Origin of the sequence: uncultured Roseobacter sp., from assembly GCF_947499265.1 — a bacterium.
In the GTDB taxonomy this organism is placed as follows: Bacteria; Pseudomonadota; Alphaproteobacteria; order Rhodobacterales; family Rhodobacteraceae; genus Roseobacter.
Map to the genome: position 1 here is coordinate 446259 of NZ_CANMNK010000002.1, position 25575 is coordinate 471833.

Consider the following 25575-nt stretch of genomic DNA (forward strand, 5'->3'; position numbering starts at 1 on the left):
CTGTGATCCCGACCAGCCGTTCTAAATGATTTCATCTTCGTCAAAGAGCGGATCGGTTTCCAACTGGGTCGCCAGATCCTCGACCGTGGCTTCCGACACGCGCGGGCTTAGGGCCGCGAGGTGGAAAACGGCATCGCCCTCATTGACCACCGGCAGGATGGCGCGCCCGATCAGGATGCCGTCAGAGGGGGCCAACATATCCGTCTCAACGCCGCCGAATGGGTCCGAGACCGTCGCCAGGACGTCGCCTGCCTCAACGGTTTCGCCTTCGGCGCGGAAGGTCCGCAACAGCCCACCCGCAGGCGCCCGCAGCCAGGTTGAGGATTTGCAGAAATAGGGGGCCGCCTTGGCTTTGGCGATGCCTTTGGCGGCCACCATATCCAGGCTGCGCATCACCCGCAGGATGCCGGCAACGCCCGCGCGCACGGCCATTTCGTCAAAGCGCAGCCCTTCACCCGCTTCATAAAGCAGCACCGGCGTGCCGCGTTCGGCGGCTTCGGCGCGCAGCGAGCCATCCCGCAGCGCGGAGGTCAATACAACTGGCGCGCCAAAGGCCGCGGCCATGCTGCGGGTTGTCTCATCCCGCGGTGAAACTCTGATTTGTGGCAGGTTCGTGCGATGAATCGCTGCCGAGTGCAGGTCGATCCCGACATCGCAGCGCAGCACCACGTCGTTCAAAAAGATATGCGCCAGACGCGATCCGAGCGACCCTGAAGGATGCCCGGGAAAGCAGCGGTTGAGGTCACGCCGGTCCGGCAGATATCGCGAGCGGTTGAGAAAGCCGAAAGCGTTGACCACCGGCACCACCAGCAAGGTCCCCCGCAAGGTTTTCAGCTGCGGCGCGCGCAACAGGCGGCGTACGATTTCGACCCCGATCACCTCATCCCCATGCACGGCGGCGGAGACAAAAAGCGTGGGCCCCGCGCGTTTGCCATGGTGCACCTGCACCGAGAGGTTAACGGGCGTATGATCGGGCAGGGTGGAGACCGGCAGATGCACCGTTTCGCTGCTGCCCGGCGCAATGCGTTTCCCAGCAATATCAAAGGGCTGGCGCGACATGGGCTCAGCTGTTCCCTTGCCCCGAGAAGCGTGCCGCATCCGCTGCCGCGCGCCGGATGGCGTTGGATTTATGCACGGTTTCCTGGTATTCGGCTTCCGGATCGCTGTCGTAGACAACGCCGCCACCGGCCTGGATATAGAGCTTTTGATCCTGCACCACGGCGGTGCGCAGGGCGATGCACATGTCCATGTCACCACCCGCGCTGAAATAGCCGACACCGCCGCCGTAGACACCGCGTTTTTCCGGCTCCAACTCGTCAATGATTTCCATTGCGCGGACCTTGGGGGCGCCGGAGACCGTGCCTGCGGGCATGCCCGCGAAAAACGCGTCCAGCGCGTCCTTGCCCGCGTGCAACTCGCCCACGACGTTGGAGACGATGTGCATCACGTGGCTGTAGCGCTCGACGATGAATTCCTCGGTGGGGCGCACCGTGCCGATCTTGGCCACGCGGCCCACGTCGTTGCGGCCCAGATCGAGCAGCATCAGGTGTTCGGCGAGCTCTTTCTGATCGGCGAGCAGGTCTGCTTCCAGCGCCTTGTCCTCTTCGGGCGTGGCGCCGCGTGGGCGTGTCCCTGCGATCGGTCGGATGGTGACCTCGTCGCCAAAGACTCGCACTAGGATTTCCGGGCTGGCGCCAATGACCTGAAAGCCACCAAAGTTGAAATAGAACATGAAGGGCGAGGGGTTGGTGCGGCGCAATGAGCGATAGAGCGCAAACGGATCCTGCTTGAAATCCTGGGACCAGCGCTGCGCGGGCACCACCTGAAAGATGTCGCCTGCGCGGATGTAGTCGCGGGCCTTTTCAACGGCGGCCTTGTATCCCTCGTGGGTGAAATTGCTGACCGGCGCGCCGGGAGCCTCGGCCTCGCCCAGATCGCGGGTGGCCATGGGCATGGCGCGTTCCAGATCGCGCACCGCATCCATCACCCGCTCGGCGGCCTGCGCATAGGCGGCGCGCGCCGATTGCCCATCCGACACCCAGGCGGGGGAGACCACGGTGACCTCGCCCTTGACCCCGTCCAGCACCGCGACCACCGAGGGGCGCAGCATCACCGCATCGGGCAGGCCCAGTGGGTCAGGGTTGATGTCCGGCAGATGCTCGACCAGCCGCACCATATCATAGCCCAGATAGCCAAAAAGGCCTGCCGCGGCCTGCGGCAGATCATCGGGCAGGTCGATCCTGCTTTCGTCCAGCAGCGCGCGGAAGCTGTCGAGCGGATTGCCGTCCTGAGGGGTGAAGGCCTCGGCGTCATAGCGTGCCGCGCGGTTAATCTCGCTGGCCTCACCCCGGCAGCGCCAGATCAGATCGGGCTTCATGCCGATGATCGAATAGCGCCCGCGCACCTCGCCGCCCGTCACGGATTCCAGCACAAATGCGTCTTTCTGCGCCCCGGTGAGTTTGAGCATCAGCGAGACCGGCGTGTCCAGATCCGCCGCCAACCGGGTATAGACGATCTGATTGCGACCGGCGGCGTAGGCGGCCTCAAAGGCGTCGAAGTCGGGGGTCAGGGCCATGGGTCAGGGGAAATTGACGTGCACGGCCTGCAGCGCCTGCGGGTTGATCTGTGGATTGGCGCGCAGCGTGACGTCGGAGTTGAAGATATCATAGACATCCTGCGCCAGCGCCTGACCCGCCTGTTGCGATAGTTGCGTGCGCAGGGCGGCGGTATCCTCATTCTCCTCGGGCGCGGCGATGGCGTCCAGACGCACGATCACAATCGCACCCTCATCGGGGTGCACCGCCACATCGCCCTCCGCCATATCAAACACGTCGGACATGAAGCCCGGGGGGGTGCCGCCGACAAAATCGCTGCGCAGCAGGTTTTCCTCGCGCACCGCATCGAGGCCAAGTTCCGCAAAATCACTGCCTTCGCGCAATTGCGGCAATTGCGCCTCCACCTGTGCGATCAGGCGCGCCTCCACTTCAGCGGCCTGCCAATGCGCCAGAACATCTTCGCGCGCCTCCTCAAACGGGGCCGGGCGTGGCGGCAGCACGGCATCCAGACGCAGCGCAACAAGGCCCCCATCGTCAAGCTGTTCGATCTCGGGGAAATCATCGATGGTCACCGCCGACGCAGCGCTGCGGAAGGCCTCATAAGCCGCGATATCGTCGGTGCTTTGCGCGGTCCAGTCGATCTGGCCCAGCTCCATGTCGCTGTCGGTGTCGAGTTCCTCCAGCGTGGCACCGCCCGCCAGCATGTCATCAAGGCTCTCGGCTTGCGCCTCAACCAGACGCCGCGCACGGTCCGCGGCCAGTTCCGGGCGCAGGATCGCCTGGGCTTCCTCAAAGGGGACGAATTGCGCGGGCAAGACCGCGTTCATGCGAAAGAGCGCCGGTCCAAGACTGCTGGGCAACGGGCCCACCACATCACCGACATTGGCGCTGAAAACCTCTGCACCCGCCGCACCAAGCTCGGCTTCGGTCACATCGCCAAGGTCGATATCCGCCAGCGCCAGACCGCGGTCCTCCACCAGTTCTTCGAAACTGCTGCCAGCCTCCAGGGCCGCTTTCGCCTGATTGGCGGCGTCTTCATCAAGATAGACAAGGCGTTCGACCAGCCGCCGCTCCGGCTGATTGAACTCGCTGTCGCGCAGGTCGTAGGCTTCGCGCAGATCGGCCTCCGCAATCTCGACCTCATCAATCAGGGCATCCGGGGTCAGCACTGCATAGGTGATCTGCTTGGTCTCAGGCAGGGTGAAAGCGTCGATATTGGCGTCATAATGCGCTTGCAATGTGGCGTCATCCGGCGCGGAAATGGGCGTGTCCAGATTGGCCTCATCCAGACGGGTCCAGGTAAAACTGCGCTGCTCGCCGACATAGTTCACCAGTGTATCCACATAGGCATCCGGCATGATCACACCGCTGAGGATCGCGCCCTGGATCAGCGTACGTGACACTTCTTCGCGCAGCTGCGTTTCAAACTGCGCCTCGGTGACGCCATTCTGTTCCAGCGCAAAACGGTACCCTTCGCGATCAAATTCACCATCCACGCCGCGGAAGGCCGGGATTTCCAGAATACGGTCCCGCAGGTTGGAATCGCCAATCGACAGACCGATTTGCGCGGCTTCGTGGTCCAGCGCGCGGGTGGCGATCAGACGTTGCAGCACCGCGCGGTCCAGCCCGATCTGCTGGGCCTGCGCAAAGGGCAGAACCTGACCGGTCTGTTGCTGAACCGCCTGGATTTCCTGTTGCAGCTGGCGGGCATAGCTGTCAACCGAAACCGGCATGTCTCCGACGTTGCCGATGGTGCGGATATTTCCCGACAGGCTGGTTGCGCCAAAGCCACCCAATCCGAGGATCAGCAGACCCAACAGAATCCAGACGGCGGTTTTCGAAATGCTTGATGAGCCCTTGGCCATGATCACCCTGTGCGCTTGTCACGATTTGACGTTCTGTCTATGCGCAGCGGGCCTAAGGGGCAAGGGGTGTCACACGCCTGTGTCCACCGCCGCCAGACGGTCAAAAAGCACGCCAATGCCGGCCGTATCCAGATTGGCGAAGGCAATGCGCAGCTGCCGCGCGCCGTCGCTATCCGTATCGGGGCAAAACATCGTGCCCGGCAGGCTGAGAATGCTCTGATCACGCACCAGACGTGGCGCCAGCTCTGCGGAACTGATGGGCAAGGGATGGGCCATATAGGCGAAATAAGCGCCTGATCCCAAGAGCGTCCAACCACGTGCCGCGAGCTTTGGAAACCCGGTTTCAATCGCCGCGCGCCGGGTCAGGATTTCGTCACGCTCACCGGCCAGCCACTGGCCCAGGTTCTGCATGCCCCAAAGTGCCGCGTGCTGGCCAATCTGCCCGGGGCAGATAGCAACCGTGTCGAGAAACTTCTCGACCTCGGCCAGGCGTGATGGTGACGTGACCAGTGCGCCGACGCGGTGACCGGTCAGCCGATAGGCTTTGGAGAAGGAGTAAAGATGGATCAGCGTGTCGTCCCAATCGGGATCTTCAAACAGCGCGTGGGGCGCGCCGCTCTGCCCATGAAAATCGCGGTAGGTCTCATCCAGGATCAGGGCAATGCCGTGACGCCGCGCCAGATCAAAGAAAGCGCCGATCAACGCAGAAGGGTATTCGACACCAGCCGGATTGTTCGGCGACACCAGGGCGATGGCCCGGGTGCGGGGCGTGATCAACCGCTCTGCGGCCTCAGGTTCGGGCAAAAGCGCTGCGTTGGTTTTCAGCGGCACTGCTTTGATGCCGGACATATCCAGCCACATTTTATGATTGAAATACCATGGCGTTGGCAGGATAACTTCATCTTCTTCCGCGCAGAGTGAGGCGATGGCTGCGGCAAAGGCCTGATTACATCCTGAGGTAATCCCCACATGACCACTGGTGATCACCCCACCATATATCCGCGAGGTCTGTGCGGCGAGTTCCTCGCGCAACTCCGGCAACCCCAAAACTGGACCATATAGATGCGCGTCATCGCGCCCCAGGGCCACATCGGCCATGACCTGACGCAGCGCGTCGGGGGGCGGGTCAACCGGTGCGGCCTGGCTGACATTGATCAGCGGGCGATCACCCGGAAAACATACGCCCTCCAGCCAGCGCCGCGCCTCCATCACCGGCGGGGCAAAAGTCGTGGCCGTTCGCGACAAAATCATCTGCGTCCCTTTCGTCTGCCTGTTCCTTTGCAGAAACAACACCGGTTTCTTCTGGCCGGAAATATCCCCGCCGGAGGCATTAAACTCTTTGGCTCAGTCGGTGCCGCGATAGGGCTCGACATATTGCAGCGCCATATCCCAGGGGAAGAAGATCCAGGTATCCTGACTGACGCCGGTGATGAAGGTGTCGACCTGTGGCTCGCCCTGCGGCTTTGCATAAACGGTGGCGAAATGCGCCTCGGGATATTGGGCGCGCACCAGTTCGAGGGTTTTGCCGCTGTCCACCAGATCATCGATGATCAGGATGCCCGTGCCATCTCCCATCACCTCGGCATTGGGCGCTTTGAGCACTTGAGCATCGCGGCGCTGATCGGCTTTGCCGCCGCCGGAATGATACGACATAACCGAAATTGTATCGACCTTGCGAATATCAAGCTCGCGCGCAACGATCATTGCGGGGGCCATTCCGCCCCGGGTGATGGCTACAACCGCGCGCCAGGCCCCATCGTCAGGACCTTGCCCGTCCAATCGCCACGCCAGGGCGCGGCTGTCGCGATGCATCTGGTCCCAACTGATGTGAAAACCCTTCTCATGGGGCAGGCGGCTTGGATCTTTGCTCATGTCAGGTCCTTTCGACAAGCAGACGCAGCCCCAACGCCCCCAGAAGGGTTGCGGCGATGCGATCAAGAATGGGTTTTGCGCTCAGATATCCGCGTCGCGCGGGCGGGCTCGACAGTAAAAACGCAAAGAGGCTGTAGAAGCTGATTTCCAGCGCCAGGTGATTTGCAACGATCAATCCGATCTCCGCCCCGGTCAGCCCCTGCGGGAACACCACCAAAATCACCGCCGCGGCAAAGAGCATGGATTTCGGGTTGCCGATGTTTACAAGCAGCCCGGAAAGGAAGGCACGGCCCTTGGGGCGGTTGGTGTCGTTCAGCGGCTTGCGCGCGTGGCGCCACGTCTGCACGGCGATCCAGATCAGATACAGCGCGCCGCCGATTTTCAGCGTTGTGTAGGTCCAAGGAAAGAAACGAAACAGGCTCTCCAAACCCAGCAGCGCGCCCAAGGTCCAACAGGCGGCGGCAACCCCCAGCCCAACACCTGTGGCCAGCCCCGCTGTACGGCCTGACGCCACGCAGGTCTTGATAAAATAAAGCAGCGCCGCACCCGGGCTGGCGATGGCCGCCATCAGCACCAGATTGAACGCGATCAGGCTTTCGACACTCACCGGTTAGTCCTTGCTCATGTCCGGTGCGTCCACCGCCTTCATCCCGACCACATGATAGCCCGCGTCGACATGCAGGTTCTCGCCCGTGGTGCCGGAGCCCAGATCCGAAAGCAGGAAGAGTGCCGCCTTGCCCACATCTTCGGTGGTAACATTGCGACGCAGCGGCGAATTATATTCGTTCCACTTCATAATGTAGCGGAAATCACCGATGCCGGAGGCCGCCAGCGTCTTGATCGGCCCGGCGGAAATTGCATTCACGCGGATGCCGTCCTTGCCCAGATCTTCGGCCAGATATTGCACGGAGGCTTCAAGTGCTGCCTTGGCCACACCCATCACGTTGTAATGCGGCATCACCTTTTCCGCGCCGTAATAGGTGAGCGTCAGGCAGGACCCGCCTGCGTTCATCATCTTCTCGGCGCGTTGCACCACGGCCGTGAACGAATAGACGGAGATATCCATCGACATCGCGAAATTGCCCCGGCTGGTGTCCACGTAGCGGCCGCGCAACTCGTTCTTGTCGGAAAAGCCGATGGCGTGCACCACAAAATCCAATGTGCCCCAACGCTCCTTGAGGGCGTCGAAAAGCGCATCGAGTGACGCCTCATCGCTGACGTCGCAGGGCAATACGATGTCGCTGCCCAACTGCCCGGCCAAAGGGTCCACCCGTTTTTTCAGCGCATCGCCCTGATACGAGAAGGCAAGCTCCGCGCCAGCGTCCGCGCAGGCTTTGGCGATCCCCCAGGCAATGGATTTGTCGTTGGCCAGACCCATGATCAGGCCGCGTTTGCCTGCCAGAAGCTCATTTCCCATGAAGGTTCCTCGGTTGATATGTGGTGTTTTTATCCTGTCAGACCTTTAGGCGATTGCGCAGGGGCCATCAAGGCTGGTCGGTTCCTGCACCGCTGCCCCTTGACCTTTGCGCGACTTCCGCCACTTGCTGTGGCGTAAGCAAATGAGGGTGCCATGGAACGCAGAAGTGGAAAATTCGCCGGCGACAATCCGTTCGAGATCGCAAAAGCCTGGTTGGCCGAGGCCGAACAGGAAGAGCCCAACGATCCAAACGCCATCGCATTGAGCACTGTGGATGCCGACGGCCTGCCCAACGCGCGTATGGTGCTGTTGAAAGACATCGAGCCGGATGCCTTTGTCTTCTACACCAACTATGAGAGCGCCAAGGCGGGTGAGCTGGATGCATCGGGCAAGGCCGCCTTTGTCATGCATTGGAAGACCTTGCGCCGCCAGATCCGCGTGCGGGGCGTGGTGGAACGCGAAGATGGTCCTGCCGCAGATGACTATTTCGCCTCGCGTTCGCTGAAAAGCAGGCTGGGGGCCTGGGCCTCGAAACAATCGCGCCCGCTGTCGAGCCGCGGAGCTTTGATGGCAAAGGTTGCCAAGATCACCGCGACCCATGGCACCAACCCGAAACGGCCCCCGTTTTGGGGCGGGTTTCGGATCAGACCGCTGGAAATCGAGTTCTGGGCAGACGGTGAATTTCGCCTGCATGACCGGTTTCAATGGCGGCGTGCGGCGCTGGAAGAGGAGTGGTCAATCACCCGTCTCAACCCCTAGGGGTGCGAGGCGCTCCTCAGTCGCCTAAAAACTGTGTTTGTAAGCGCACAGCATTATGTGCAAAGATCGCAAGGGAAGTGGTTTATCAGACGATTACATCATGATTTTCAATCATGACGGGAAAACCTGAGATTTTCACGGACGCGTGATACTTGTGTATCGCATTATTGCTCTGTAGGCGGGTTTTTAGGTGGAATTTATTTTGTTTCAATTGCAAACATGAAAGTTACTTCAGCGAATACTATGCTAGAAGACCCTGCGACGATTGAAAGATTACGTGTGAGCGAGACCGAAGACATATCGTCCCCCGTTTCTGGGTTGGTTAAATGGTTTGATCCGGTAAAGGGGTTTGGCTTCGTCGTCTCTGACGCCGGTGGGCCTGATATTCTTTTGCATGTGAATGTGCTGCGGAATTTCGGACAAAGTTCCGTCGCCGATGGCGCGCGGGTCGAGCTCGAAGTCCAGCGTACGGACCGTGGGGTGCAGGCGACGCAGGTGATTGCGCTGCAACCGCCGCAAACCGGCGAGGCGGTGGGCCTGTCCGATATCGCGGCCCTTGATCCGGCCATCGTTGCCGCCGCGCCATTGGAGCCAGCACGGGTGAAATGGTTCGATAAAGGCAAGGGCTTTGGCTTTGCCAATGTCTTCGGGCGTCGCGACGATATCTTTCTGCATATGGAAGTGCTGCGCCGCTCGGGCCTGTCTGATCTGGCGCCCGGCGAGGCGCTGGCCCTGCGCGTGATCGAAGGCAAGCGGGGCCATATGGCGGCCGAAGTCTTCGCCTGGGAAGCGGCGCTGGATTCCTCCGACACATGAAGATCCGCCTGGCGTTGTGTCTGGCGTTTCTGGGGCAGGCTGCCGGGGCGCAGGAGTGCCGCGATGACACCGTCTTTCTGAAAGGGGAGTGGGGTCAGGCGCGATTCGCCGTCGAGATTGCCGATGATGTGGAAGAACGGGCCCAGGGGTTGATGCATCGCGAAAGCATGCCAACGTCGGCGGGCATGTTGTTTGTCTACGAACGCCCCCAAACCCTGTCGTTCTGGATGCGCAATACGCTGATCGAACTGGATATGCTCTTCATCGACGCCACCGGCACCGTGCGTCATATTCATCATTCCGCGCAGCCTTTGGACGAAACGCCGATTTTTGGCGGTGATGATCTGACCCATGTGCTCGAAATCAATGGTGGCTTGGCAAAAGCCATGGGAATTGCCCCCGGAACGGTGCTGCGCCACCCAACATTTTCAAATCCTGACACCGAATGGCCCTGTTAGGGGTTTTCAAACCGCTTGCCCCCGTCTAAAGAGTGCTTCGTCGGAGCGTGGCGCAGCCTGGTAGCGCACCTGTTTTGGGTACAGGGGGTCGGAGGTTCGAATCCTCTCGCTCCGACCACTTTCTCAGCATGATCCAATCCGCCTGCTGTTGGGCCTATGCCAACAAGGCGCGCGCCTTGCGAAGACGCACGGCCACCGCGCCCTTGGGGTGCTGTTGTGCCGCTTTTTCCAAAACCTCACGTGCGGCGGGCTGATGGTCGCGAAATTGATGCGCGAGCCGTGCCAGCCCGTAAAGCCCCCAGGCCTGCACGAGTTTTCTGTCGGATGTGGCCGCGGCCTGCGCAAACGACCATACGGCCTCGACGGTGTCCGGGGGAATGGCGATATGGTCCATGCACTGCAGGACATGCAGCCTGGCCTCCCAATGGGTGAGGTGCCGGGTCGCTTGATAATACTGTTGCCGCGTTTCTTTGGAGAACTGCACCGCGCCTTGCTCCAGATGATGTTTGATCAGCCATGTCGCGGCGCGTTCCGTCTCGGGCGCGCGACAAGACAGGACAAGCCCTTCGACAAAGCCGGGCATTTGATGAAACTGCGCGTAGAGGGCGGTGATGTCATCCGCTGAGCGCCCATCCCATCCGCGGAGCGCGGTTACAAGGTCGTGATCGGGGGCGGACATCGCGGTTTTCTCCTGCTGCTCTCGGGTGCCGTTTAAGCCTAGCGTGATCGGCCCAGACCTCGAAACCCGGAATCAGCCCCCCCGACTCCTCGAAAAACGCCCGTGAGCGCCGAAATAGAGGGCCACTAGATATAGTGGCCGTTGCGTCCGAATACGCGCGCCCTCACCATATCTGGGGAGGTCGCTTTTGTAGATTGCGCCGCGAGCGACACAAAATTGTAACACTCCGTGATTAGCTTGCGCGCCTTTGGCATTTTTCCGCAATTATCGTTCCGGTTGTGGATCCGAAGCGGACGGCCATTTTGTTAACTTATCCGATGCTTCAAATTTCCGGGCTAAATCTGCCAATTCAATAGATTATTGACGGTCCTGTCGCGCGGCCCGACAAACGGCTGGGTTGTGGATATTAACCAGCTGTTAACGTGTTGAATCACGGCGCCGTGAGCGCTGCTCAAAAAACCCAGACCGTCAAGCCGGTAAACTTCAAAAAAAGTATAAAAATATCGTTGACCGAGTAGGGGGTGATACGTCAGGTTGTGCAAGCCGACGATGACGCCACAACATGTAGTGGTTAACACACAGGGGTGCATCGGCGGGACAAGGGGCAAACAGACGATCAATATCATCGCTCTGAGGCAAAACGACGGCACCGTTATCGCGGCGCCGATCACAGAAGTTTTGTGCGCTTTTGACCGAAGGCATAAGCGAGACGTCCTGCAATGACAGGGTCGGCTCTTTGATGAAGACGCTGGAGATGAGGCAGCTAAAATGAAGATTGAACGTAAATTCACCAAAGTCGACCAAGACGCCTATGCTGAACTGGATTTCGTGACCACCGCGTCCGAGATCCGCAATCCCGATGGGACCGTTGTGTTCCGCCTGGATGATGTCGAAGTGCCCAGCTCCTGGAGCCAGGTCGCCAGCGACGTGATCGCGCAGAAGTATTTCCGCAAAGCGGGCGTGCCGTCAAAAACCCGCAAGGTGAAAGAAAAAGGCGTTCCCGAATTTCTGTGGCGCTCGGTCCCGGCTGAAGGTGCTGAGATGGGCGGCGAGATTTCCTCCAAGCAGGTCTTTGATCGTCTCGCCGGTGCCTGGGCCTACTGGGGCTGGAAGGGCGGCTACTTCAGCACGGAGAGCGACGCCAAGGCGTATTTTGACGAGATGCGCCACATGCTGGCCTCTCAACGTGCCGCGCCCAACTCCCCCCAATGGTTCAACACCGGTCTGCACTGGGCCTACGGCATCGATGGTCCGGCGCAGGGCCACCATTATGTCGATTACAAAACCGGCAAACTGACAAAATCCAAATCTTCCTACGAGCACCCACAACCGCATGCCTGCTTCATCCAGTCTGTCTCAGACGACCTCGTAAACGACGGCGGCATCATGGATCTGTGGGTTCGGGAAGCGCGTCTGTTCAAATACGGCTCCGGCACCGGCACCAACTTCTCCAGCCTGCGGGCTGCGGGGGAGAGCCTGTCGGGTGGTGGCAAGTCGTCCGGACTGATGGGCTTCCTGAAAATTGGTGACCGCGCAGCGGGGGCCATCAAATCGGGTGGCACCACGCGCCGGGCCGCCAAGATGGTGATCGTCGACGCGGATCACCCCGACATCGAGGATTTCATCAACTGGAAGGTCATCGAAGAGCAGAAAGTGGCGAGCATCGTCGCCGGCTCCAAGATGCACGAGCAGAAACTCAACGGTCTCTTCGAAGCGATCAAGACATGGGACGGTGCGGAAGCCGACGCCTATGACCCTACCAAGAACGACGCGCTGAAAATGGCGATCCGGGAGGCGAAAAAAGTTTCGATCCCAGAGACTTACGTCAAACGGGTGCTAGACTATGCCAAGCAGGGCCATACCTCGATCGAATTCCCGACATACGACACCGACTGGGACTCCGAGGCCTATAACTCTGTCTCCGGCCAGAACTCCAACAACTCGATCCGCGTGACCAACGCCTTCCTGACGGCCGTTGAAAAAGACGCCGATTGGGAGCTGATCAACCGCGTCGACGGCAAAATCACCAAGACCGTGAAGGCGCGCGATCTCTGGGAACAGATCGGCCACGCCGCCTGGGCCTGCGCGGATCCCGGCATCCAGTACCACGACACCGTGAACGACTGGCACACCTGTCCCGAAGATGGCGCCATCCGCGGCTCCAACCCCTGCTCGGAATACATGTTCCTGGACGACACCGCCTGTAACCTGGCCTCGATGAACCTGCTGACCTTCCTCAAGGACGGCACCTTCCAAGTCGAAGACTACATGCATGCGGCCCGCCTCTGGACCGTGACGCTGGAAATTTCGGTGATGATGGCGCAGTTCCCCTCCAAGGAAATCGCGCAGCGCTCCTATGATTTCCGCACGCTGGGTCTGGGCTATGCCAACATCGGCGGGCTGCTGATGAACATGGGGTACAGCTATGACAGCGACGAGGGCCGCGCCCTTTGCGGTGCGCTGACCGCGATCATGACCGGTGTGTCCTACGCCACCTCCGCTGAAATGGCGGGGGAACTGGGGCCTTTCCCGGGTTATGAAAAGAATGGCGCACATATGCTGCGGGTCATTCGCAATCACCGCATGGCCGCTTTGGGAAAAACCGACGGCTACGAAGACCTGGCGGTCAAGCCGGTTGCCCTGGATCACGCGGGCTGCCCGGATCAGAAGCTGATCGAAGTGGCCGTCTCCGCCTGGGACGAGGCGCTGGCATTGGGTGAAAAGCACGGCTACCGCAACGCGCAGGTTTCCGTCATCGCCCCCACCGGCACCATTGGCCTTGTGATGGACTGTGACACCACCGGGATTGAGCCAGACTTCGCGCTGGTCAAGTTCAAGAAACTCGCCGGGGGTGGGTATTTCAAGATCATCAACCAGTCGGTGCCCGCCGCCCTTGAAAAGCTCGGCTATGGCTCGGCGCAGATCGAAGAGATCATCTCCTACGCGGTCGGTCACGGCACCATCGGCAACGCGCCAGGCATCAACCACACCTCGCTTGCGGGCCACGGCTTTGGTGCCAATGAGCTGGCCAAGGTGGATGCGGCACTGGCCTCGGCCTTCGACATCCGCTTTGTCTTCAACCAGTGGACGCTGGGCGAAGAGTTCTGCACGCAAGTGCTTGGCATCCCAGCCGAAAAGCTGAACGATCCAACGTTCGACCTGTTGCGGCACCTGGGCTTCTCCAAGGCGGACATCGACGCGGCCAACGACCACGTGTGTGGCACCATGACGCTCGAAGGCGCGCCGTTCCTGAAAGACGAGCATCTGCCGATCTTCGACTGCGCCAACCCTTGCGGCAAGAAAGGCAAACGCTTCCTCTCCGTGAACAGCCACATCACCATGATGGCAGCGGCACAGAGCTTCATCTCCGGCGCGATCTCCAAAACGATCAACATGCCGAATGACGCCACCATCGAGGACTGCCAGAAGGCCTATGAACTCAGCTGGTCGCTGGGGGTGAAGGCCAACGCGCTCTACCGCGATGGCTCGAAACTCTCGCAACCGCTGGCGGCAGCGCTGGTCGAAGACGACGAGGACGCGCAAGAGACGCTGGAAAGCGGCAGCCAGCAGGAAAAAGCCACGGTGCTGGCGGAGAAGATCGTCGAGAAGATCATCGTGAAGGAGATTGTGAAATCTCACCGCGAAAAGATGCCTCAGCGTCGCAAGGGCTACACGCAGAAAGCCATCGTGGGGGGGCACAAGGTCTATCTCCGTACGGGCGAGTATGAAGATGGCAAGATCGGCGAGATCTTCATCGACATGCACAAGGAAGGCGCGGGCTTCCGGGCGATGATGAACAACTTCGCCATCGCGGTCTCCGTGGGCCTGCAATACGGGGTGCCGCTGGAGGAGTTCGTGGACGCCTTCACCTTCACCAAATTCGAGCCTGCGGGCATGGTTCAGGGCAACGAGACCATCAAGAACGCCACTTCGATCCTCGACTACGTGTTCCGCGAGCTTGCGGTCTCCTACCTTGATCGCACCGATCTGGCGCATGTGGCTCCCGAGGGCGCGACATTCGACACCATTGGACGCGGCGAGGAAGAGGGTGTGAGCAACATCTCCGAGCTCAGCGACACGGCGGCGACCAAGTCCCTGGAAGTGCTGAAACAAATCAGCTCCACCGGGTACCTGCGCAACCGGTTGCCACAGGAACTGGTGGTGCTGCAGGGCGGTCAACAAGGCTTTGCCGAAGACGCGGTTGCCTTTGACGGTCTGGCCCCGGTCTCCGACGGCAGCGTCGCGGTGGCCATGGCCACCACGGCGGTCTCCAGCGGATCGGTCAGCCTCGATGCCCGCACCAAAGCCAAGATGCAGGGCTACGAGGGAGAGGCTTGCGGCGAATGCGGCAACTACACGCTGGTGCGCAACGGGACTTGCATGAAGTGCAACACTTGTGGCGGCACGTCCGGGTGTAGCTGAGAAATTGAGGGTTGGGAGAAGGTGTTGGAGCACCTTCCCCCGGCTTACCCTTCCGCTCGATCAGTGTGTACGGAAGGGACAACCAATTCGACCTTCTTAGGTCGTACGAAAGGAGAGAACACGACTGGAATTGGCGATCAAGCACGCACTGACATACCCACAGGTTTGCCACCAACAAAAGCTCGTAACCTGTGGATAAGGAGGTCAATGAAATGGCCAAAACACCGAAGATTAAAGTGACCAAGGAAAGCTCTACTGGTTTGAATACGCGCTTCAAGGTGCGCGGGAAATCTGCGGAGGTTCCGAGGACAAAGTTAGTAAATGAAGTGAAGCAGGGAAAACACCCCGAATACCACGTCCGAAGCAATGGTCGGGTTGAGTACGTCGCTTCAAACCCAGACGGTTCGAAGAGGAACAACCTGGGCTAAGCCAAACGCGTCCCTGGGGGACGTGTAGGGGTCGCGGTTCTGCGAAGGCAGGCCGCACCCCGACGAACAAGGGAAGCGGACGGCGGGCCGGTCGCTTCCGATATTAGCGGGTGAGACTCCGCAGAAAACGAGGACGTTTTCCGCTCTGTCTCACGCGTCGGAAATCCACAGGATTTCCAACGTGATTGGGGACGGGCAGGGTGGGACCTTGGCCTCTCTGATATCCGGGGCGGGTGCGCTCGCCCTCGACGACGTTCAGGCCGCAGGCAGAAAAATACCGAGCGGTTAACATATTGAGCCTGAACGGCGAACCTTGGGGAGGTGCTTTTGCATCTCCCCTTTTTTCCGGGCACCAACGCGTTGCAAAGGGGGGGGCTGTGCTCTCGCGAAGCCGGCCCGCGGCCTGAAATCCACCCGAGGAAATCAGGCCACTGAGAGCCGGGTCCGGGCGCGTGTTTGGCCGGTCAGAAAAGCTCCGACACCGGCGCTTTGCGTTCGATCCCCATTTCCTGTCGCAACGTTGCACGGGCCCGCGCCAGACGCGACATCACAGTGCCCACGGGCAGGCCGGTGCGTTCGGCCAAAGCGGAAGGGCTGGTCTCGCCCGCAGCGATCATCTGGATCAGCAGCGCCTGAGACTCGGGCAGCTTATCGACCGCGACAGCGAGATCGGCGCAGGCCATGCGCGCAGGCGCCGTAGGTGGGACAGAGGCGCTTTCATCCTCAAGCGGGTCAGTTGGCTTGTCAGAGCGCCACCTTTGCCGTGCCAGGTTGCGCAGAATGGTCATCGCGTAGCGCTCCAGATCGTCGACGTCGGTCCCCTTGTGCAGCGTGGTCCAGAGCTTCAGCGCGGCCTCCTGCGCCAGGTCGTCGGCATCGCTCTGGCTGTCGCTCAAACGCCGTGCACGCGCCGATAGCCGGGGCAACAATGCGTCTAGTTCGTCGGGAAGATGGTGCAACTGGTACATGTCGAGCTCCTTTTCGGGTGGAACAAAACCAACATGGCACCTTAAAAGTTGCACACCAGACGGGGGCTTTTTGCCGATTATGTCAATTGCCCCTTTTTAGGCGATGCACCGCCGCTGTGCGCCGGGCAGATCGGCGGGGAATGGCGCGATTGGAACCCACCATCAGATGGCACGGACGGAACCGGCTTTTCATGCATCTGACAAAGTGAGGCGCAGAGCAGCGCCTTGGACACTTTTGTTCAAACTTTAATGGGAGTACCCAAATGAAACTGATCACCAAACCCACAATCGCACTGATCGCACTGATGTCGGCCTCCGCGGCTTTCGCACAGCTGGCGGCAGATGCGAATGGTGATGGCGTTCTGACAATCGATGAGGTTCAGGCAGTTTATCCTGACATCACCGCAGAGTCCTTCACCACGATGGACCTGAATGCTGACGGCGCACTCGACGAAGCAGAAGTACAGTCCGCGCAAGAAGCTGGCCTGATGCCGGCCTAAACAGCCAGCAGACCTCTCGCCCTTTGATACAGAGCTGACACTCGAGGCTTGAGGTCCAAGGTGTCCGGGTCCTCCCCCAGGATCCGGACATCTTTTAGCGGTAGGTGCTACGCGGGCAGGTGAATGTTGAAACGCGCCCGTATGTCGGCATCCAACCGGGGATCGAACCGCGCCGCGGAGTGCTCGGCCAAAATAGCGTTTTTGCGCGCCGTGGCTTTTTCAATCAGATCGGGTTTGCCCAATTCATCCCATTCTTTTGGTGAGGTACGGTCGCCAAACTCCGGGTAGACGTGATCCTGCTGCATCCGGCCCAGCGTTTGTTCGGTGCCCAGATAGTGGCCGGGTCCGCCGATGCAGACCTCGCGGATTTGCTCCAGCGCCAGGGTCTCATCGCTGACTTCGATCCCGCGCACGCAGCGCAGGGCCTGACCGATCAGATCATTGCCCAAGATCAGCGATTCATGACAAAACCCCAGCAGCGAGGCATGCATGCCCGCCGCCTCATAGACCATGTTCAGCCCGGACAGCCCGGCCATCACGTTTGAGCACATCTGCTCCCACCCGGCCTGCATGTCGGGCAGTTTGGAATCCGCGATACCGGCCGCCGCCCCACCGGGCAGGTCGTAATACTTGTGCATCTGCGCGCAGCCTGCGGTGAGCAGGGCCTGTTCGCCGGACCCGCCGGTCATCGCACCGGTGCGCAGATCCAGCCCGAACGGCCAGGTGCCAAACACCGCCGGATGCCCGGGGCTGACGGCGTTCACATAGACCAGACCGGCCAGACATTCCGAGACCGCCTGCACAATCGCGCCTGCAATCGTGGAAGGGGCGGTGGCCCCGGCCATCCCCGCAGAGAGCAGCAACACCGGCATGCCCGCCTTGATGCATTCCTCCATGACCTCGCAGGATTCAGTGGCGAATTTCATCGGGGGCACAACGAAACAATTGGTATTGCTGACAAAAGGCCGTTCGCGCCATTTGTCCTCCCCCCCCGCGATCATATGCAGCATCTCGACGCCATGTTTGACGAAATCCGGCTCGGTAAAGGAGACGCCGATGTGTTTGGTCGTCCCGGCGCAGCAGGCATAGATGGAATTGAGGTCCATCTCCAGATTATCGGTGATGTCACGGCAGACCATGGGGCGCTGCAGGAAGTGGATGTTTTCCAGCGTATCGGCAATGCGGGCCGCATCATGCAGGTCCTGAACGCCGCATTCGCGGTAGGAGCTGCCATCGATCTCCACCAGATGCACGGCCGCCCCCGCGGTGCCGTAATGCACGCGGTTTCCCGACAGTTGCAGATCATGGGCCGGGTCGCGGCCCATCAGGGTCACGGCGCGGTTGGCCCGGGCGATGGTGTCCTCAATGAGGGCGCGGGGAAACCGGATGCGCCCATCCTCGCCCAGGATCGCGCCAACCCGGGTCAGATGTTCGATGCCAGAGGGCGGCGCATCGGCCAGCCCGATCTGTTCCAGCGCATCCAGTGCGGTGGCATGAATGCGGTCCATCTCAGCAGGGGTCAGGGGCGCGTATCGGCCCCCCTCCATGCCGGGGCGAATGGGGCGCAGATGGGTGGCCAGAGGGGCCGCGCGCGCAGCACGGCGGGCCGAGCGGCCTCCGCTGCGGGATTGGGTGCGTTGTGTCATGATGTGGTCCTAAGAGAAGTGTCGGTCAAAAGCGGCTGTTGCTAAACAGGTCGCCCCCGGGCCGCGCGCCCGCGTTCCGCACCGATCGTTCGTATGATCAGGTTAATCTTGCTCAGATGACCTTGCATCCCGGCTCCTTCTTCTATGACAATCTGGAGCGAAGCGATTTGACCGGTCAAGCCTGTTTGCGACCTCATGTCGCAATTGGATTGTGCGCGCGTACGGGGCCACGTAGCGGAGAATTGCCAAGTGGCGGCGGGATTTTGCGCCAATACCGGCTCGTTTTGGCCCGTTCACATATGATTGACATGCTGTGCATTGAACCATTTGGGCTGCTGCCCAGTTAGTAGTTCAAGGGCGCGCGTAAGAGCGTCCCAAACCTAAATCAAGGATATGAAAATGAAGAATATCTTGAGTGCAGCAGCCGCAACGGCCTTGACCCTTGTTCTGACAGGACCCGCCTTTGCCGGCGCTTTAGACGAACCCACCATTGCACCAGCGCCAGCCGCACCACCCCCTGCGCCCGTTTATACGGGTGGTAACTGGACCGGTTTCTACGCAGGTGCGCAGATCGGTAATCTGGATGCTGACGGCGAATCCGGGCTTGCGGGCAACAGCGGTGATGACACCACTTTCGGTCTGCACGCCGGGTACAACTACGACTTCGGTTCCTGGGTTGTGGGTGGCGAGTTGGACTATGACGACGCCAGCGTGGATCTGTCGCCTGTAGGGGCTTCCATCGATTCAGTCTGGCGCGCAAAGCTGCGCGGCGGCTATGATTTCGGCCGCACATTGCTTTATGCAACCGCAGGTCTGGCCGAGGTGGACACCTCCGTCGGCAGCGACACCGGTGATTTCTATGGTGTCGGTGTGTCGTATAAAGCGACAGAACAATTCATCGTTTCGGGTGAATACCTGATGCATGACTTCAGCGACATCGGCGGCAATTCCGGTTTCGATGCCGAAGCTGATACATTCACAATCCGCGCCTCCTGGCAGTTCTGATTGCGGATGATGGTACCGAGACCCGGCGGCAACTGCCTGCCGGGTCTTTTTTATGCTGCCGCCAGTGTCTTTGCGTGGTCGCACAGCGTCTGGAGCGCGCTTTCAAAAGCGCCATCTTCAATCGTCATGGCCACCCGGATATGTCCCGCCGCTGAGGTGCCAAAGCTTTCGCCCGGCATGACGGCAATGTGGTGCGCATCCAGCAGGTCATAGGCAAAATCCTCGCCCGTCATCCCGGTCGCTCGGATGTCGAGCATCAGGTACATCGCCCCCTGCGCGGGCACCAGGCCGACCGTGTTCTGCTGCGCCAGCACATGCGTGGCGATGGCGCGCCTACGCTGGAAGGGCGCGGCGATTTCAGCCTCGAACGCCTCGCCTTGTGTCAAGGCAAACTGGCTGGCGTCCTGTATGAACCCGGGCACGCCATAAGTGGTATGCGTGGCCAGGGTGATCAGCCGTTCAATCGCGGCTTCCGGGCCCACAATCCAGCCACAGCGTGAGCCCGTCATCGCATGGGATTTCGACATTGATCCGACAACAAGGGTGCGTTCGGCCATGCCGGGCAGCGCGCGCGGCGATAGGTGCCGCCCCTCCCAGACCTGCGTGTCGTAGACTTCGTCCGAGATGAGCCAGAGGTCATCGGTCTGGCAAATCTCGGCGATCTCCTGCAGGGTCGCATCGGAATAGACCACGCCGGTAGGATTGTTCGGCGTGTTGATCAGCAGCGACCTTGCCGGTTTCGAATGCGCTCTGATCGCCTCTGCTCTGGGTTGAAACGCGTCCCGCGCACGGGTCTCAATGGCCTGCGGGATCGCACCTACGCCCCTCAGTGTGCCGGGATAGGTCGCATAATAAGGGTCGATATAGAGCGCCGTGTCACCGGGGTCGCAAGCGGCCATATGGGCGGCGAAAAGCGCTGCCTGCCCGCCGGGCGTGATCAGCACGTTCTTGCGGGTCGTGGGCACGCCGGTACGTTCGGCAACACGCGCAGCGACGGTATCACGCAGGCTGCCGGTGCCCGGCACCGCGGCATAGCCGGTATGACCCCCCATCGCTGTGGCATGCATTTCCTGCAAAATGGGGGCGGCGGTGCGGATATCATGTTCACCGATCGTCAGTTCGGTCACATCAACCCCTTGGGCGATCATATCGCGCGCCTTGAGAAACACGTCCCAGCCGTCAGATCCTCCCCCGGTCAGCCCGGTAATCCGCGTCGATAACTGCATTGTCGCCTCCCTGTCTCGCGTCCGCGCAGGGGCGCAGAGGGCGCACGATTCGTCAATCACCCTTGACCGCGGATGCGCGCGCGCGGTAGGGATGCCGCATGACCCAAACCACGCTCATTTGCTGTATTATTTGCTGATCACCCCCAGCGGGCGGTTTTAGGTCGTTTTCATCCCTGATCGAGATTGCTATGCCCGCGCCACACCCGCGCAAGGACGCCTGTCATGACGACACTCAAGCTCTACAACACCAGGACCCGCAGCAAGGAAGACTTCGCACCCATCAATGCGAATGACGTGCGGATGTATGTCTGCGGACCCACCGTCTATGACCGCGCGCATCTGGGCAATGCGCGGCCTGTGCTGGTGTTCGACGTGCTCTACCGGGTGCTGCGGCATGTCTACGGCGCGGATCACGTGACCTATGTGCGCAACTTCACCGATGTGGATGACCGCATCAATGAAACCGCGCAAAAGCGCAAGGCGGCGGGGGAACCTGGTACATTGGAAGAGCTGATCCGCGCGCGGTCGGATGAGACCATCGTCTGGTATCACGCGGATATGGATGCGTTAGGCGCGCTGCGGCCGTCGATCAAAGGAGAGGTTTCGCCGAAGGCGGAGCCGCGCGCCACGGAATATATCGATCAGATGATCGCGATGATCTCCGATCTGATCGACAAGGGCCATGCCTATGCCACCGAAGGCCATGTCTTGTTCGCCGTGGAAAGCTGGAAAGAAGGCTATGGCAAGCTGTCGGGGCGGTCTGTCGACGACATGATCGCAGGCGCTCGGGTCGAAGTGGCCCCCTACAAGCGCAACCCGATGGATTTCGTGCTGTGGAAGCCCTCAACCGATGATCTGCCCGGATGGAGTAGCCCCTGGGGTCGGGGCCGCCCCGGCTGGCACATCGAATGCTCCGCCATGGCGCATGACCTGCTGGGCGAGACCTTTGACATCCACGGCGGCGGGATCGACCTGCAGTTTCCGCATCACGAGAATGAAATAGCGCAATCGACCTGCGCGGGGCACGGCTTTGCGAAGGTCTGGATGCACAATGAAATGCTGCAGGTCGAGGGCAAGAAGATGTCCAAATCCCTGGGCAATTTCTTCACCGTCCGCGATCTGCTGGATCAGGGCGTGCCGGGCGAAGTCATCCGATTTGTGATGCTCTCGACGCACTACCGCAAGCCGATGGACTGGACGGAGAAGAAGCGGGAGGAGGCGGAGAAGACTCTGCGGAAATGGTATCGTCTTGTCGGACTTGCCGACACTGCGAGTAGGTACTCACCTCTTGAAAATGCGTTAGGCGATGATCTGAATACTCCAGAAGCCATCACGTTGTTACACCATTTGGCGAACAGCGGAGACGTCAACACGCTGTTGTTTGGATTGGACATTTTAGGGCTTTGGCCGGGCGAAGTACCGGCTTGGGCAACGGTTCCAGGTTTCACTGACGCTGAAACGGGACTTTTGTCCGATTTAATGCAACGGCGCAACGCTGCTCGCCGCCGTAAGGATTTCGCTGAAGCCGACCGCATCAGGGATGGCCTTATTCGCGCTGGTGTTGAGATACGAGACACTGCCAACGGTACAGATTTCAGCAAGCTCGCAAATTTCGATGTGAATGTTTTGGATCGAGTATGGGGCGGGGAGTGATGTCCATGGCCGCACATAACTCGGTCTTCAGTTCGGTCGTAGCTCGAATGCCAGAGGACGGCCCTCGACCGCGGGTGAGGGTGAAGCCCCCGCCCGGGGGGGCGGTCGGGGACTGTCCGGGCTTACAACCCGGACCGTCGTTTTCGCGCGGCTTGCGCCGAGCCATCTACTTTTGCGAAAGACAGCCATGACCGAACGCCTTTATCTCTACGACACCACCCTGCGCGATGGGCAGCAGACGCAGGGCGTCCAGTTTTCCACCGAAGAGAAGCGTACCATCGCCGAAGCGCTGGATGCGCTGGGCGTTGACTACATCGAAGGCGGCTGGCCCGGCGCCAACCCCACCGACAGCGCGTTTTTCGATGCCGCCCCGAAGACCCACGCGACCATGACGGCTTTTGGCATGACCAAACGTGTAGGCATGTCCGCGGAAAACGACGATGTCCTTGCCGCGGTCATGAACGCGGGCACCAAAGCGGTCTGCCTGGTGGGCAAAACCCATGATTTTCATGTACGCGCGGCCCTCGGGATCGCGCTCGAAGACAACACTGAGAACATCGCGCGGTCGATGGCCCACCTTAAGGCCGCGGGGCGCGAGGCGCTGTTTGATGCCGAACATTTCTTTGACGGATACCGGTCCAACCCGGCCTATGCGCTGGAAACCGTGCGTGCGGCCTATGACGCGGGCGCGCGATGGATTGTGCTATGTGATACCAACGGCGGCACGCTGCCCGAAGAGGTCGGGCGGATCACCGCAGAGGTGATTGCCGCGGGCATTCCGGGGGATCATCTGGGCATTCACACGCACAACGACACGGAAAATGCCGTGGCCTGCACGCTCGCGGCCGTGGATGCCGGCGCGCGCCAGATCCAGGGCACGCTGAACGGTCTGGGCGAGCGCTGCGGCAATGCCAACCTGACCTCGATCATCCCGATCCTGCTGCTGAAAGAGCCCTATGCCAGCCGGTTTGAGATCGGCGTAACGAAAGAAGCGCTGAAAGGGCTGACACGGACCAGTCGGATGCTGGATGAAATCCTCAACCGTGTGCCGTTCCGGCAGGCGGCCTTTGTCGGTTCTTCAGCCTTCGCGCATAAAGCGGGGCTGCATGCCTCGGCAATTGCCAAGGACCCGACCACCTATGAACACATCGCGCCCGATGACGTGGGCAATGCGCGCATCATCCCGATGTCGAACCAGGCCGGGCAATCCAACCTGCGCGAACGTCTGACCGCTGCGGGCATTACCGTGGCAAAAGGCGACCCAGCGCTGGGCCTGATCCTCGACCGGATCAAGGCGCGAGAGGCGGAGGGGTATTCCTATGACACCGCGCAGGCCAGTTTTGAACTTCTGGCCCGCGCGGCCTTGGGCCAGATGCCGGACTTCTTTGAGGTCAAACGCTACCGCGTCACGGTGGAGCGGCGCAAAAACAAATATGACAAGATGATCAGCCTGTCGGAGGCCGTGGTGGTCGTGAAAGTCGATGGTGTCAAAAAGCTGTCGGTGAGCGAATCCATGGATGAGACGGGCTCGGATCGCGGCCCCGTAAACGCGCTCGCCAAGGCGCTGGCCAAGGATCTTGGGCCCTATCAGGCGATCATCGACGACATGCGCCTGGTGGATTTCAAGGTGCGCATCACCCAGGGCGGCACCGAAGCGGTGACCCGTGTGATCATCGATTCCGAAGACGGGCAGGGGCGGCGCTGGTCGACGGTCGGGGTGTCCGCGAACATAGTGGACGCTTCTTTCGAGGCGCTGCTGGATGCGATCCGCTGGAAACTGCTGCGCGACCGAAAGGTTGCGTCATGAGCGACGCCTACTGGGACGCCTTTTTCGAATTGCACCGCGATCTGCCGCGCGAGGGACCCGGCGAAGACGCCGATGTGGCCTGGGCCGCAGAGATCGCCGATCTGAAACCTGATGCGCGGATTTGTGACGCCGCCTGTGGTCCGGGTGCCGATATCGCGGCGCTGCGCCGGGTGGCCCCTCAGGGGCATGTCGACGCGATGGACAAGGTTGCGGGCTTTGTGGAGCAGGCCCGCGCGCGGCAGGGCGATGATCCGAATGTAACGCTTTCGGTGGCGGACATGTCCGACATCACCGGCCCCTACGATATGATCTGGTGTGCCGGCGCGCTCTATTTTCTGGGCGTGACCGAAGGATTGCAGTGCTGGCGTAAGGCGCTCGCCCCCGGCGGCGTGGTCGCATTCTCCCAGGTCTGCTGGTTCACCGAGGACCGCCCGAAAGCGGCGGTGGACCTCTGGGCGGACTATCCTGAGATGACCGATGTGGCGGGCGTGGCTGCGTGGGTGGAGGCCGCAGGCTATACCACTCTGGCGACCCGCAAAATATCCGACAGGGCCTGGGAAGACTACTACGGGCCGCTTGATCAACGCATCGCAAAGTTGAGCCCCGGCGCAAGTGGTGCGCTGACGCAGGTTCTGGAGGAGGCCCGCACCGAAGCGGCGGTCTGGCGTGCGCATCGCAAAAGCTTCGGCTATCTGCTCAGCGTTGTGCGCCCGAATGCAGTTTGACGCGGACCTCAACGCCTGTGCGGCGCTGGTGGAAAAAGGCGACCCGGACCGATTTGCGGCCACGATGGCCAGCCCGGTCACGGCCCGGCGCATCCTCTTCCCGCTCTATGCTTTCAACGTCGAGGTGTCCCGCGCGCCCTGGCTCACACAAGAACCGATGATCGCGGAAATGCGCTTGCAGTGGTGGCGCGATGCCCTAGAGGAAATCGCCGAAGGGATCCCAGTACGCCGCCACGAAGTGGTCACGCCGCTCGCCGCCTGCCTTGATGCCACAGGGGCCAGGCTACTAGACGATCTGGTGGCGGCCCGTCGCTGGGACATTGGCACTGACGCCTTCGAGGATGAAGCCGCGCTGTGGCAATATCTCGACGCGACCACTGGCAACCTGCTGTGGACGGCGGCGCGCGCGCTGGACGCCGCCGCTGAGGATGAAGCTGATTTTCGCCAGGTGGCGCGCGCCATCGCACTGGCCAACTGGATGCAGGCGCTGCCTGAGCTGGAAGCGCGGGGCAAAAAACCGATGCACGACGGGCGACCGGAAACGCTGTCGCAGCTCGCAAACGCCGCCTTGAGTGATCTCAAGCGGCAAACCCGCCTGAGCGCGCCCTCCCGTCTGGTGCTGCTCTCAGGGTGGCGTGCGCGCGGCATCCTGCGCCGCGTACAAAAGACCCCGCAGCTTGTGGCCCGCGGCCAGCTGGCGGAACCTGCGATCCTGCGCAGCGCCGCGCTGATCCTCGCACGCCTGAAACGCCGTATTTGACTTCTTCTGGCTAA

At 60.9% G+C, this 25575-nt stretch carries 22 protein-coding genes and 1 tRNA gene; 12 read left to right on the top strand and 11 right to left on the bottom strand.

The annotated features are described in order from the left end of the window. Positions 1–21: 21 nt before the first annotated feature. From Q1A63_RS06795 to fabI, 7 genes are all read right to left on the bottom strand, one after another. Entirely contained in the window at positions 22–1059 is a 1038-nt protein-coding gene (locus Q1A63_RS06795; RefSeq protein ID WP_298969826.1) for a succinylglutamate desuccinylase/aspartoacylase family protein, read from the bottom strand. 4 nt (positions 1060–1063) lie between these two features. Beyond that, a complete protein-coding gene (trpE, locus tag Q1A63_RS06800) occupies positions 1064–2575 on the bottom strand; it encodes an anthranilate synthase component I (RefSeq protein ID WP_299631105.1) in 1512 nt (503 codons plus the stop codon). Between the two features lie 3 nt (positions 2576–2578). Continuing rightward, positions 2579–4420: a peptidyl-prolyl cis-trans isomerase gene (locus tag Q1A63_RS06805; RefSeq protein WP_298969824.1), complete on the bottom strand. Its 1842-nt coding sequence runs from the start codon at positions 4418–4420 to the stop codon at positions 2579–2581. A gap of 69 nt (positions 4421–4489) precedes the next feature. Continuing rightward, a complete protein-coding gene (locus Q1A63_RS06810; protein WP_298969823.1) occupies positions 4490–5671 on the bottom strand; it encodes an aminotransferase in 1182 nt (393 codons plus the stop codon). Positions 5672–5764: 93 nt separating this feature from the next. After that, entirely contained in the window at positions 5765–6292 is a 528-nt protein-coding gene (gene gpt, locus Q1A63_RS06815; protein ID WP_298969822.1) for a xanthine phosphoribosyltransferase, read from the bottom strand. 1 nt (position 6293) lies between these two features. Continuing rightward, complete coding sequence (locus Q1A63_RS06820; RefSeq protein ID WP_298969821.1) at positions 6294–6899, bottom strand: LysE family transporter; 606 nt, start codon at positions 6897–6899, stop codon at positions 6294–6296. A 3-nt stretch (positions 6900–6902) separates the two neighbouring features. Next, entirely contained in the window at positions 6903–7709 is an 807-nt protein-coding gene (gene fabI / locus Q1A63_RS06825; protein WP_299631109.1) for an enoyl-ACP reductase FabI, read from the bottom strand. Between the two features lie 153 nt (positions 7710–7862). On the opposite strand from fabI, the gene pdxH reads away from it, so the two are divergent. From pdxH to Q1A63_RS06845, 4 genes are all read left to right on the top strand, one after another. After that, positions 7863–8468: a pyridoxamine 5'-phosphate oxidase gene (gene pdxH / locus Q1A63_RS06830; RefSeq protein ID WP_299631111.1), complete on the top strand. Its 606-nt coding sequence runs from the start codon at positions 7863–7865 to the stop codon at positions 8466–8468. A gap of 243 nt (positions 8469–8711) precedes the next feature. Further along, entirely contained in the window at positions 8712–9284 is a 573-nt protein-coding gene (locus Q1A63_RS06835) for a cold-shock protein (RefSeq protein WP_299631113.1), read from the top strand. Next, a complete protein-coding gene (locus Q1A63_RS06840) occupies positions 9281–9742 on the top strand; it encodes a DUF192 domain-containing protein (protein ID WP_299404285.1) in 462 nt (153 codons plus the stop codon). The genes Q1A63_RS06835 and Q1A63_RS06840 overlap by 4 nt, the downstream gene beginning before the upstream one ends. Before the next feature lie 41 nt (positions 9743–9783). Continuing rightward, positions 9784–9860, top strand: a tRNA-Pro gene (locus Q1A63_RS06845). Positions 9861–9896: 36 nt separating this feature from the next. Here the strand turns inward: Q1A63_RS06845 and Q1A63_RS06850 are convergent. After that, complete coding sequence (locus Q1A63_RS06850) at positions 9897–10421, bottom strand: hypothetical protein (RefSeq protein WP_298969816.1); 525 nt, start codon at positions 10419–10421, stop codon at positions 9897–9899. A gap of 768 nt (positions 10422–11189) precedes the next feature. Here Q1A63_RS06850 and Q1A63_RS06855 point away from each other — a divergent pair. Together Q1A63_RS06855 and Q1A63_RS06860 are read left to right on the top strand one after the other, a co-directional pair. Further along, the gene (locus tag Q1A63_RS06855) at positions 11190–14843 is read left to right on the top strand and encodes a vitamin B12-dependent ribonucleotide reductase (RefSeq protein WP_299631116.1); all 3654 of its coding nucleotides are present in this window, start codon (positions 11190–11192) and stop codon (positions 14841–14843) included. Positions 14844–15055: 212 nt separating this feature from the next. Beyond that, the gene (locus Q1A63_RS06860; protein WP_299631119.1) at positions 15056–15271 is read left to right on the top strand and encodes a DUF3892 domain-containing protein; all 216 of its coding nucleotides are present in this window, start codon (positions 15056–15058) and stop codon (positions 15269–15271) included. A 464-nt stretch (positions 15272–15735) separates the two neighbouring features. Here the strand turns inward: Q1A63_RS06860 and Q1A63_RS06865 are convergent, their stop codons facing one another. Next, the gene (locus tag Q1A63_RS06865) at positions 15736–16239 is read right to left on the bottom strand and encodes a sigma-70 family RNA polymerase sigma factor (protein ID WP_298969813.1); all 504 of its coding nucleotides are present in this window, start codon (positions 16237–16239) and stop codon (positions 15736–15738) included. A 305-nt stretch (positions 16240–16544) separates the two neighbouring features. On the opposite strand from Q1A63_RS06865, the gene Q1A63_RS06870 reads away from it, so the two are divergent. Continuing rightward, positions 16545–16739, top strand: a complete 195-nt coding sequence (locus tag Q1A63_RS06870) for a hypothetical protein (protein WP_298970479.1) — start codon at positions 16545–16547, stop codon at positions 16737–16739. 107 nt (positions 16740–16846) lie between these two features. On the opposite strand, the gene Q1A63_RS06875 is transcribed toward Q1A63_RS06870, so the two are convergent. Continuing rightward, positions 16847–18385: a trimethylamine methyltransferase family protein gene (locus tag Q1A63_RS06875; RefSeq protein ID WP_298969812.1), complete on the bottom strand. Its 1539-nt coding sequence runs from the start codon at positions 18383–18385 to the stop codon at positions 16847–16849. A 399-nt stretch (positions 18386–18784) separates the two neighbouring features. Between Q1A63_RS06875 and Q1A63_RS06880 the strand changes: the two genes are divergently transcribed. Continuing rightward, on the top strand, positions 18785–19390 hold the full coding sequence (locus Q1A63_RS06880) for an outer membrane beta-barrel protein (protein WP_298969811.1): 606 nt from the start codon (positions 18785–18787) through the stop codon (positions 19388–19390). A gap of 50 nt (positions 19391–19440) precedes the next feature. Here the strand turns inward: Q1A63_RS06880 and Q1A63_RS06885 are convergent, their stop codons facing one another. After that, on the bottom strand, positions 19441–20616 hold the full coding sequence (locus Q1A63_RS06885; RefSeq protein ID WP_299631122.1) for a pyridoxal phosphate-dependent aminotransferase: 1176 nt from the start codon (positions 20614–20616) through the stop codon (positions 19441–19443). Positions 20617–20838: 222 nt separating this feature from the next. Between Q1A63_RS06885 and cysS the strand changes: the two genes are divergently transcribed. The 4 genes from cysS (at position 20839) to Q1A63_RS06905 (ending at position 25561) form a co-directional block, all read left to right on the top strand. Next, a complete protein-coding gene (cysS, locus tag Q1A63_RS06890) occupies positions 20839–22269 on the top strand; it encodes a cysteine--tRNA ligase (protein ID WP_299631124.1) in 1431 nt (476 codons plus the stop codon). Between the two features lie 187 nt (positions 22270–22456). Further along, on the top strand, positions 22457–24076 hold the full coding sequence (cimA, locus tag Q1A63_RS06895) for a citramalate synthase (RefSeq protein ID WP_298969808.1): 1620 nt from the start codon (positions 22457–22459) through the stop codon (positions 24074–24076). Beyond that, positions 24073–24801 carry a class I SAM-dependent methyltransferase gene (locus tag Q1A63_RS06900; RefSeq protein ID WP_298969807.1) on the top strand — a complete coding sequence of 243 codons (729 nt, stop codon included), beginning with the start codon at positions 24073–24075 and terminating at the stop codon, positions 24799–24801. The genes cimA and Q1A63_RS06900 overlap by 4 nt, the downstream gene beginning before the upstream one ends. Then, entirely contained in the window at positions 24791–25561 is a 771-nt protein-coding gene (locus Q1A63_RS06905) for a squalene/phytoene synthase family protein (RefSeq protein ID WP_299631127.1), read from the top strand. The genes Q1A63_RS06900 and Q1A63_RS06905 overlap by 11 nt, the downstream gene beginning before the upstream one ends. The last annotated feature ends 14 nt before the right edge of the window (positions 25562–25575 follow it).

What these genes read in the sequence shown, in the direction of transcription:
- Q1A63_RS06795 (WP_298969826.1), bottom strand. Translation starts at nt 1,059, where the DNA reads ATGTCGCGCCAGCCCTTTGATATTGCTGGGAAACGCATTGCGCCGGGC.
- trpE (WP_299631105.1), bottom strand. Translation starts at nt 2,575, where the DNA reads ATGGCCCTGACCCCCGACTTCGACGCCTTTGAGGCCGCCTACGCCGCC.
- Q1A63_RS06805 (WP_298969824.1), bottom strand. Translation starts at nt 4,420, where the DNA reads ATGGCCAAGGGCTCATCAAGCATTTCGAAAACCGCCGTCTGGATTCTG.
- Q1A63_RS06810 (WP_298969823.1), bottom strand. Translation starts at nt 5,671, where the DNA reads ATGATTTTGTCGCGAACGGCCACGACTTTTGCCCCGCCGGTGATGGAG.
- gpt (WP_298969822.1), bottom strand. Translation starts at nt 6,292, where the DNA reads ATGAGCAAAGATCCAAGCCGCCTGCCCCATGAGAAGGGTTTTCACATC.
- fabI (WP_299631109.1), bottom strand. Translation starts at nt 7,709, where the DNA reads ATGGGAAATGAGCTTCTGGCAGGCAAACGCGGCCTGATCATGGGTCTG.
- pdxH (WP_299631111.1), top strand. Translation starts at nt 7,863, where the DNA reads ATGGAACGCAGAAGTGGAAAATTCGCCGGCGACAATCCGTTCGAGATC.
- Q1A63_RS06835 (WP_299631113.1), top strand. Translation starts at nt 8,712, where the DNA reads ATGCTAGAAGACCCTGCGACGATTGAAAGATTACGTGTGAGCGAGACC.
- Q1A63_RS06840 (WP_299404285.1), top strand. Translation starts at nt 9,281, where the DNA reads ATGAAGATCCGCCTGGCGTTGTGTCTGGCGTTTCTGGGGCAGGCTGCC.
- Q1A63_RS06850 (WP_298969816.1), bottom strand. Translation starts at nt 10,421, where the DNA reads ATGTCCGCCCCCGATCACGACCTTGTAACCGCGCTCCGCGGATGGGAT.
- Q1A63_RS06855 (WP_299631116.1), top strand. Translation starts at nt 11,190, where the DNA reads ATGAAGATTGAACGTAAATTCACCAAAGTCGACCAAGACGCCTATGCT.
- Q1A63_RS06860 (WP_299631119.1), top strand. Translation starts at nt 15,056, where the DNA reads ATGGCCAAAACACCGAAGATTAAAGTGACCAAGGAAAGCTCTACTGGT.
- Q1A63_RS06865 (WP_298969813.1), bottom strand. Translation starts at nt 16,239, where the DNA reads ATGTACCAGTTGCACCATCTTCCCGACGAACTAGACGCATTGTTGCCC.
- Q1A63_RS06870 (WP_298970479.1), top strand. Translation starts at nt 16,545, where the DNA reads ATGTCGGCCTCCGCGGCTTTCGCACAGCTGGCGGCAGATGCGAATGGT.
- Q1A63_RS06875 (WP_298969812.1), bottom strand. Translation starts at nt 18,385, where the DNA reads ATGACACAACGCACCCAATCCCGCAGCGGAGGCCGCTCGGCCCGCCGT.
- Q1A63_RS06880 (WP_298969811.1), top strand. Translation starts at nt 18,785, where the DNA reads ATGAAGAATATCTTGAGTGCAGCAGCCGCAACGGCCTTGACCCTTGTT.
- Q1A63_RS06885 (WP_299631122.1), bottom strand. Translation starts at nt 20,616, where the DNA reads ATGCAGTTATCGACGCGGATTACCGGGCTGACCGGGGGAGGATCTGAC.
- cysS (WP_299631124.1), top strand. Translation starts at nt 20,839, where the DNA reads ATGACGACACTCAAGCTCTACAACACCAGGACCCGCAGCAAGGAAGAC.
- cimA (WP_298969808.1), top strand. Translation starts at nt 22,457, where the DNA reads ATGACCGAACGCCTTTATCTCTACGACACCACCCTGCGCGATGGGCAG.
- Q1A63_RS06900 (WP_298969807.1), top strand. Translation starts at nt 24,073, where the DNA reads ATGAGCGACGCCTACTGGGACGCCTTTTTCGAATTGCACCGCGATCTG.
- Q1A63_RS06905 (WP_299631127.1), top strand. Translation starts at nt 24,791, where the DNA reads ATGCAGTTTGACGCGGACCTCAACGCCTGTGCGGCGCTGGTGGAAAAA.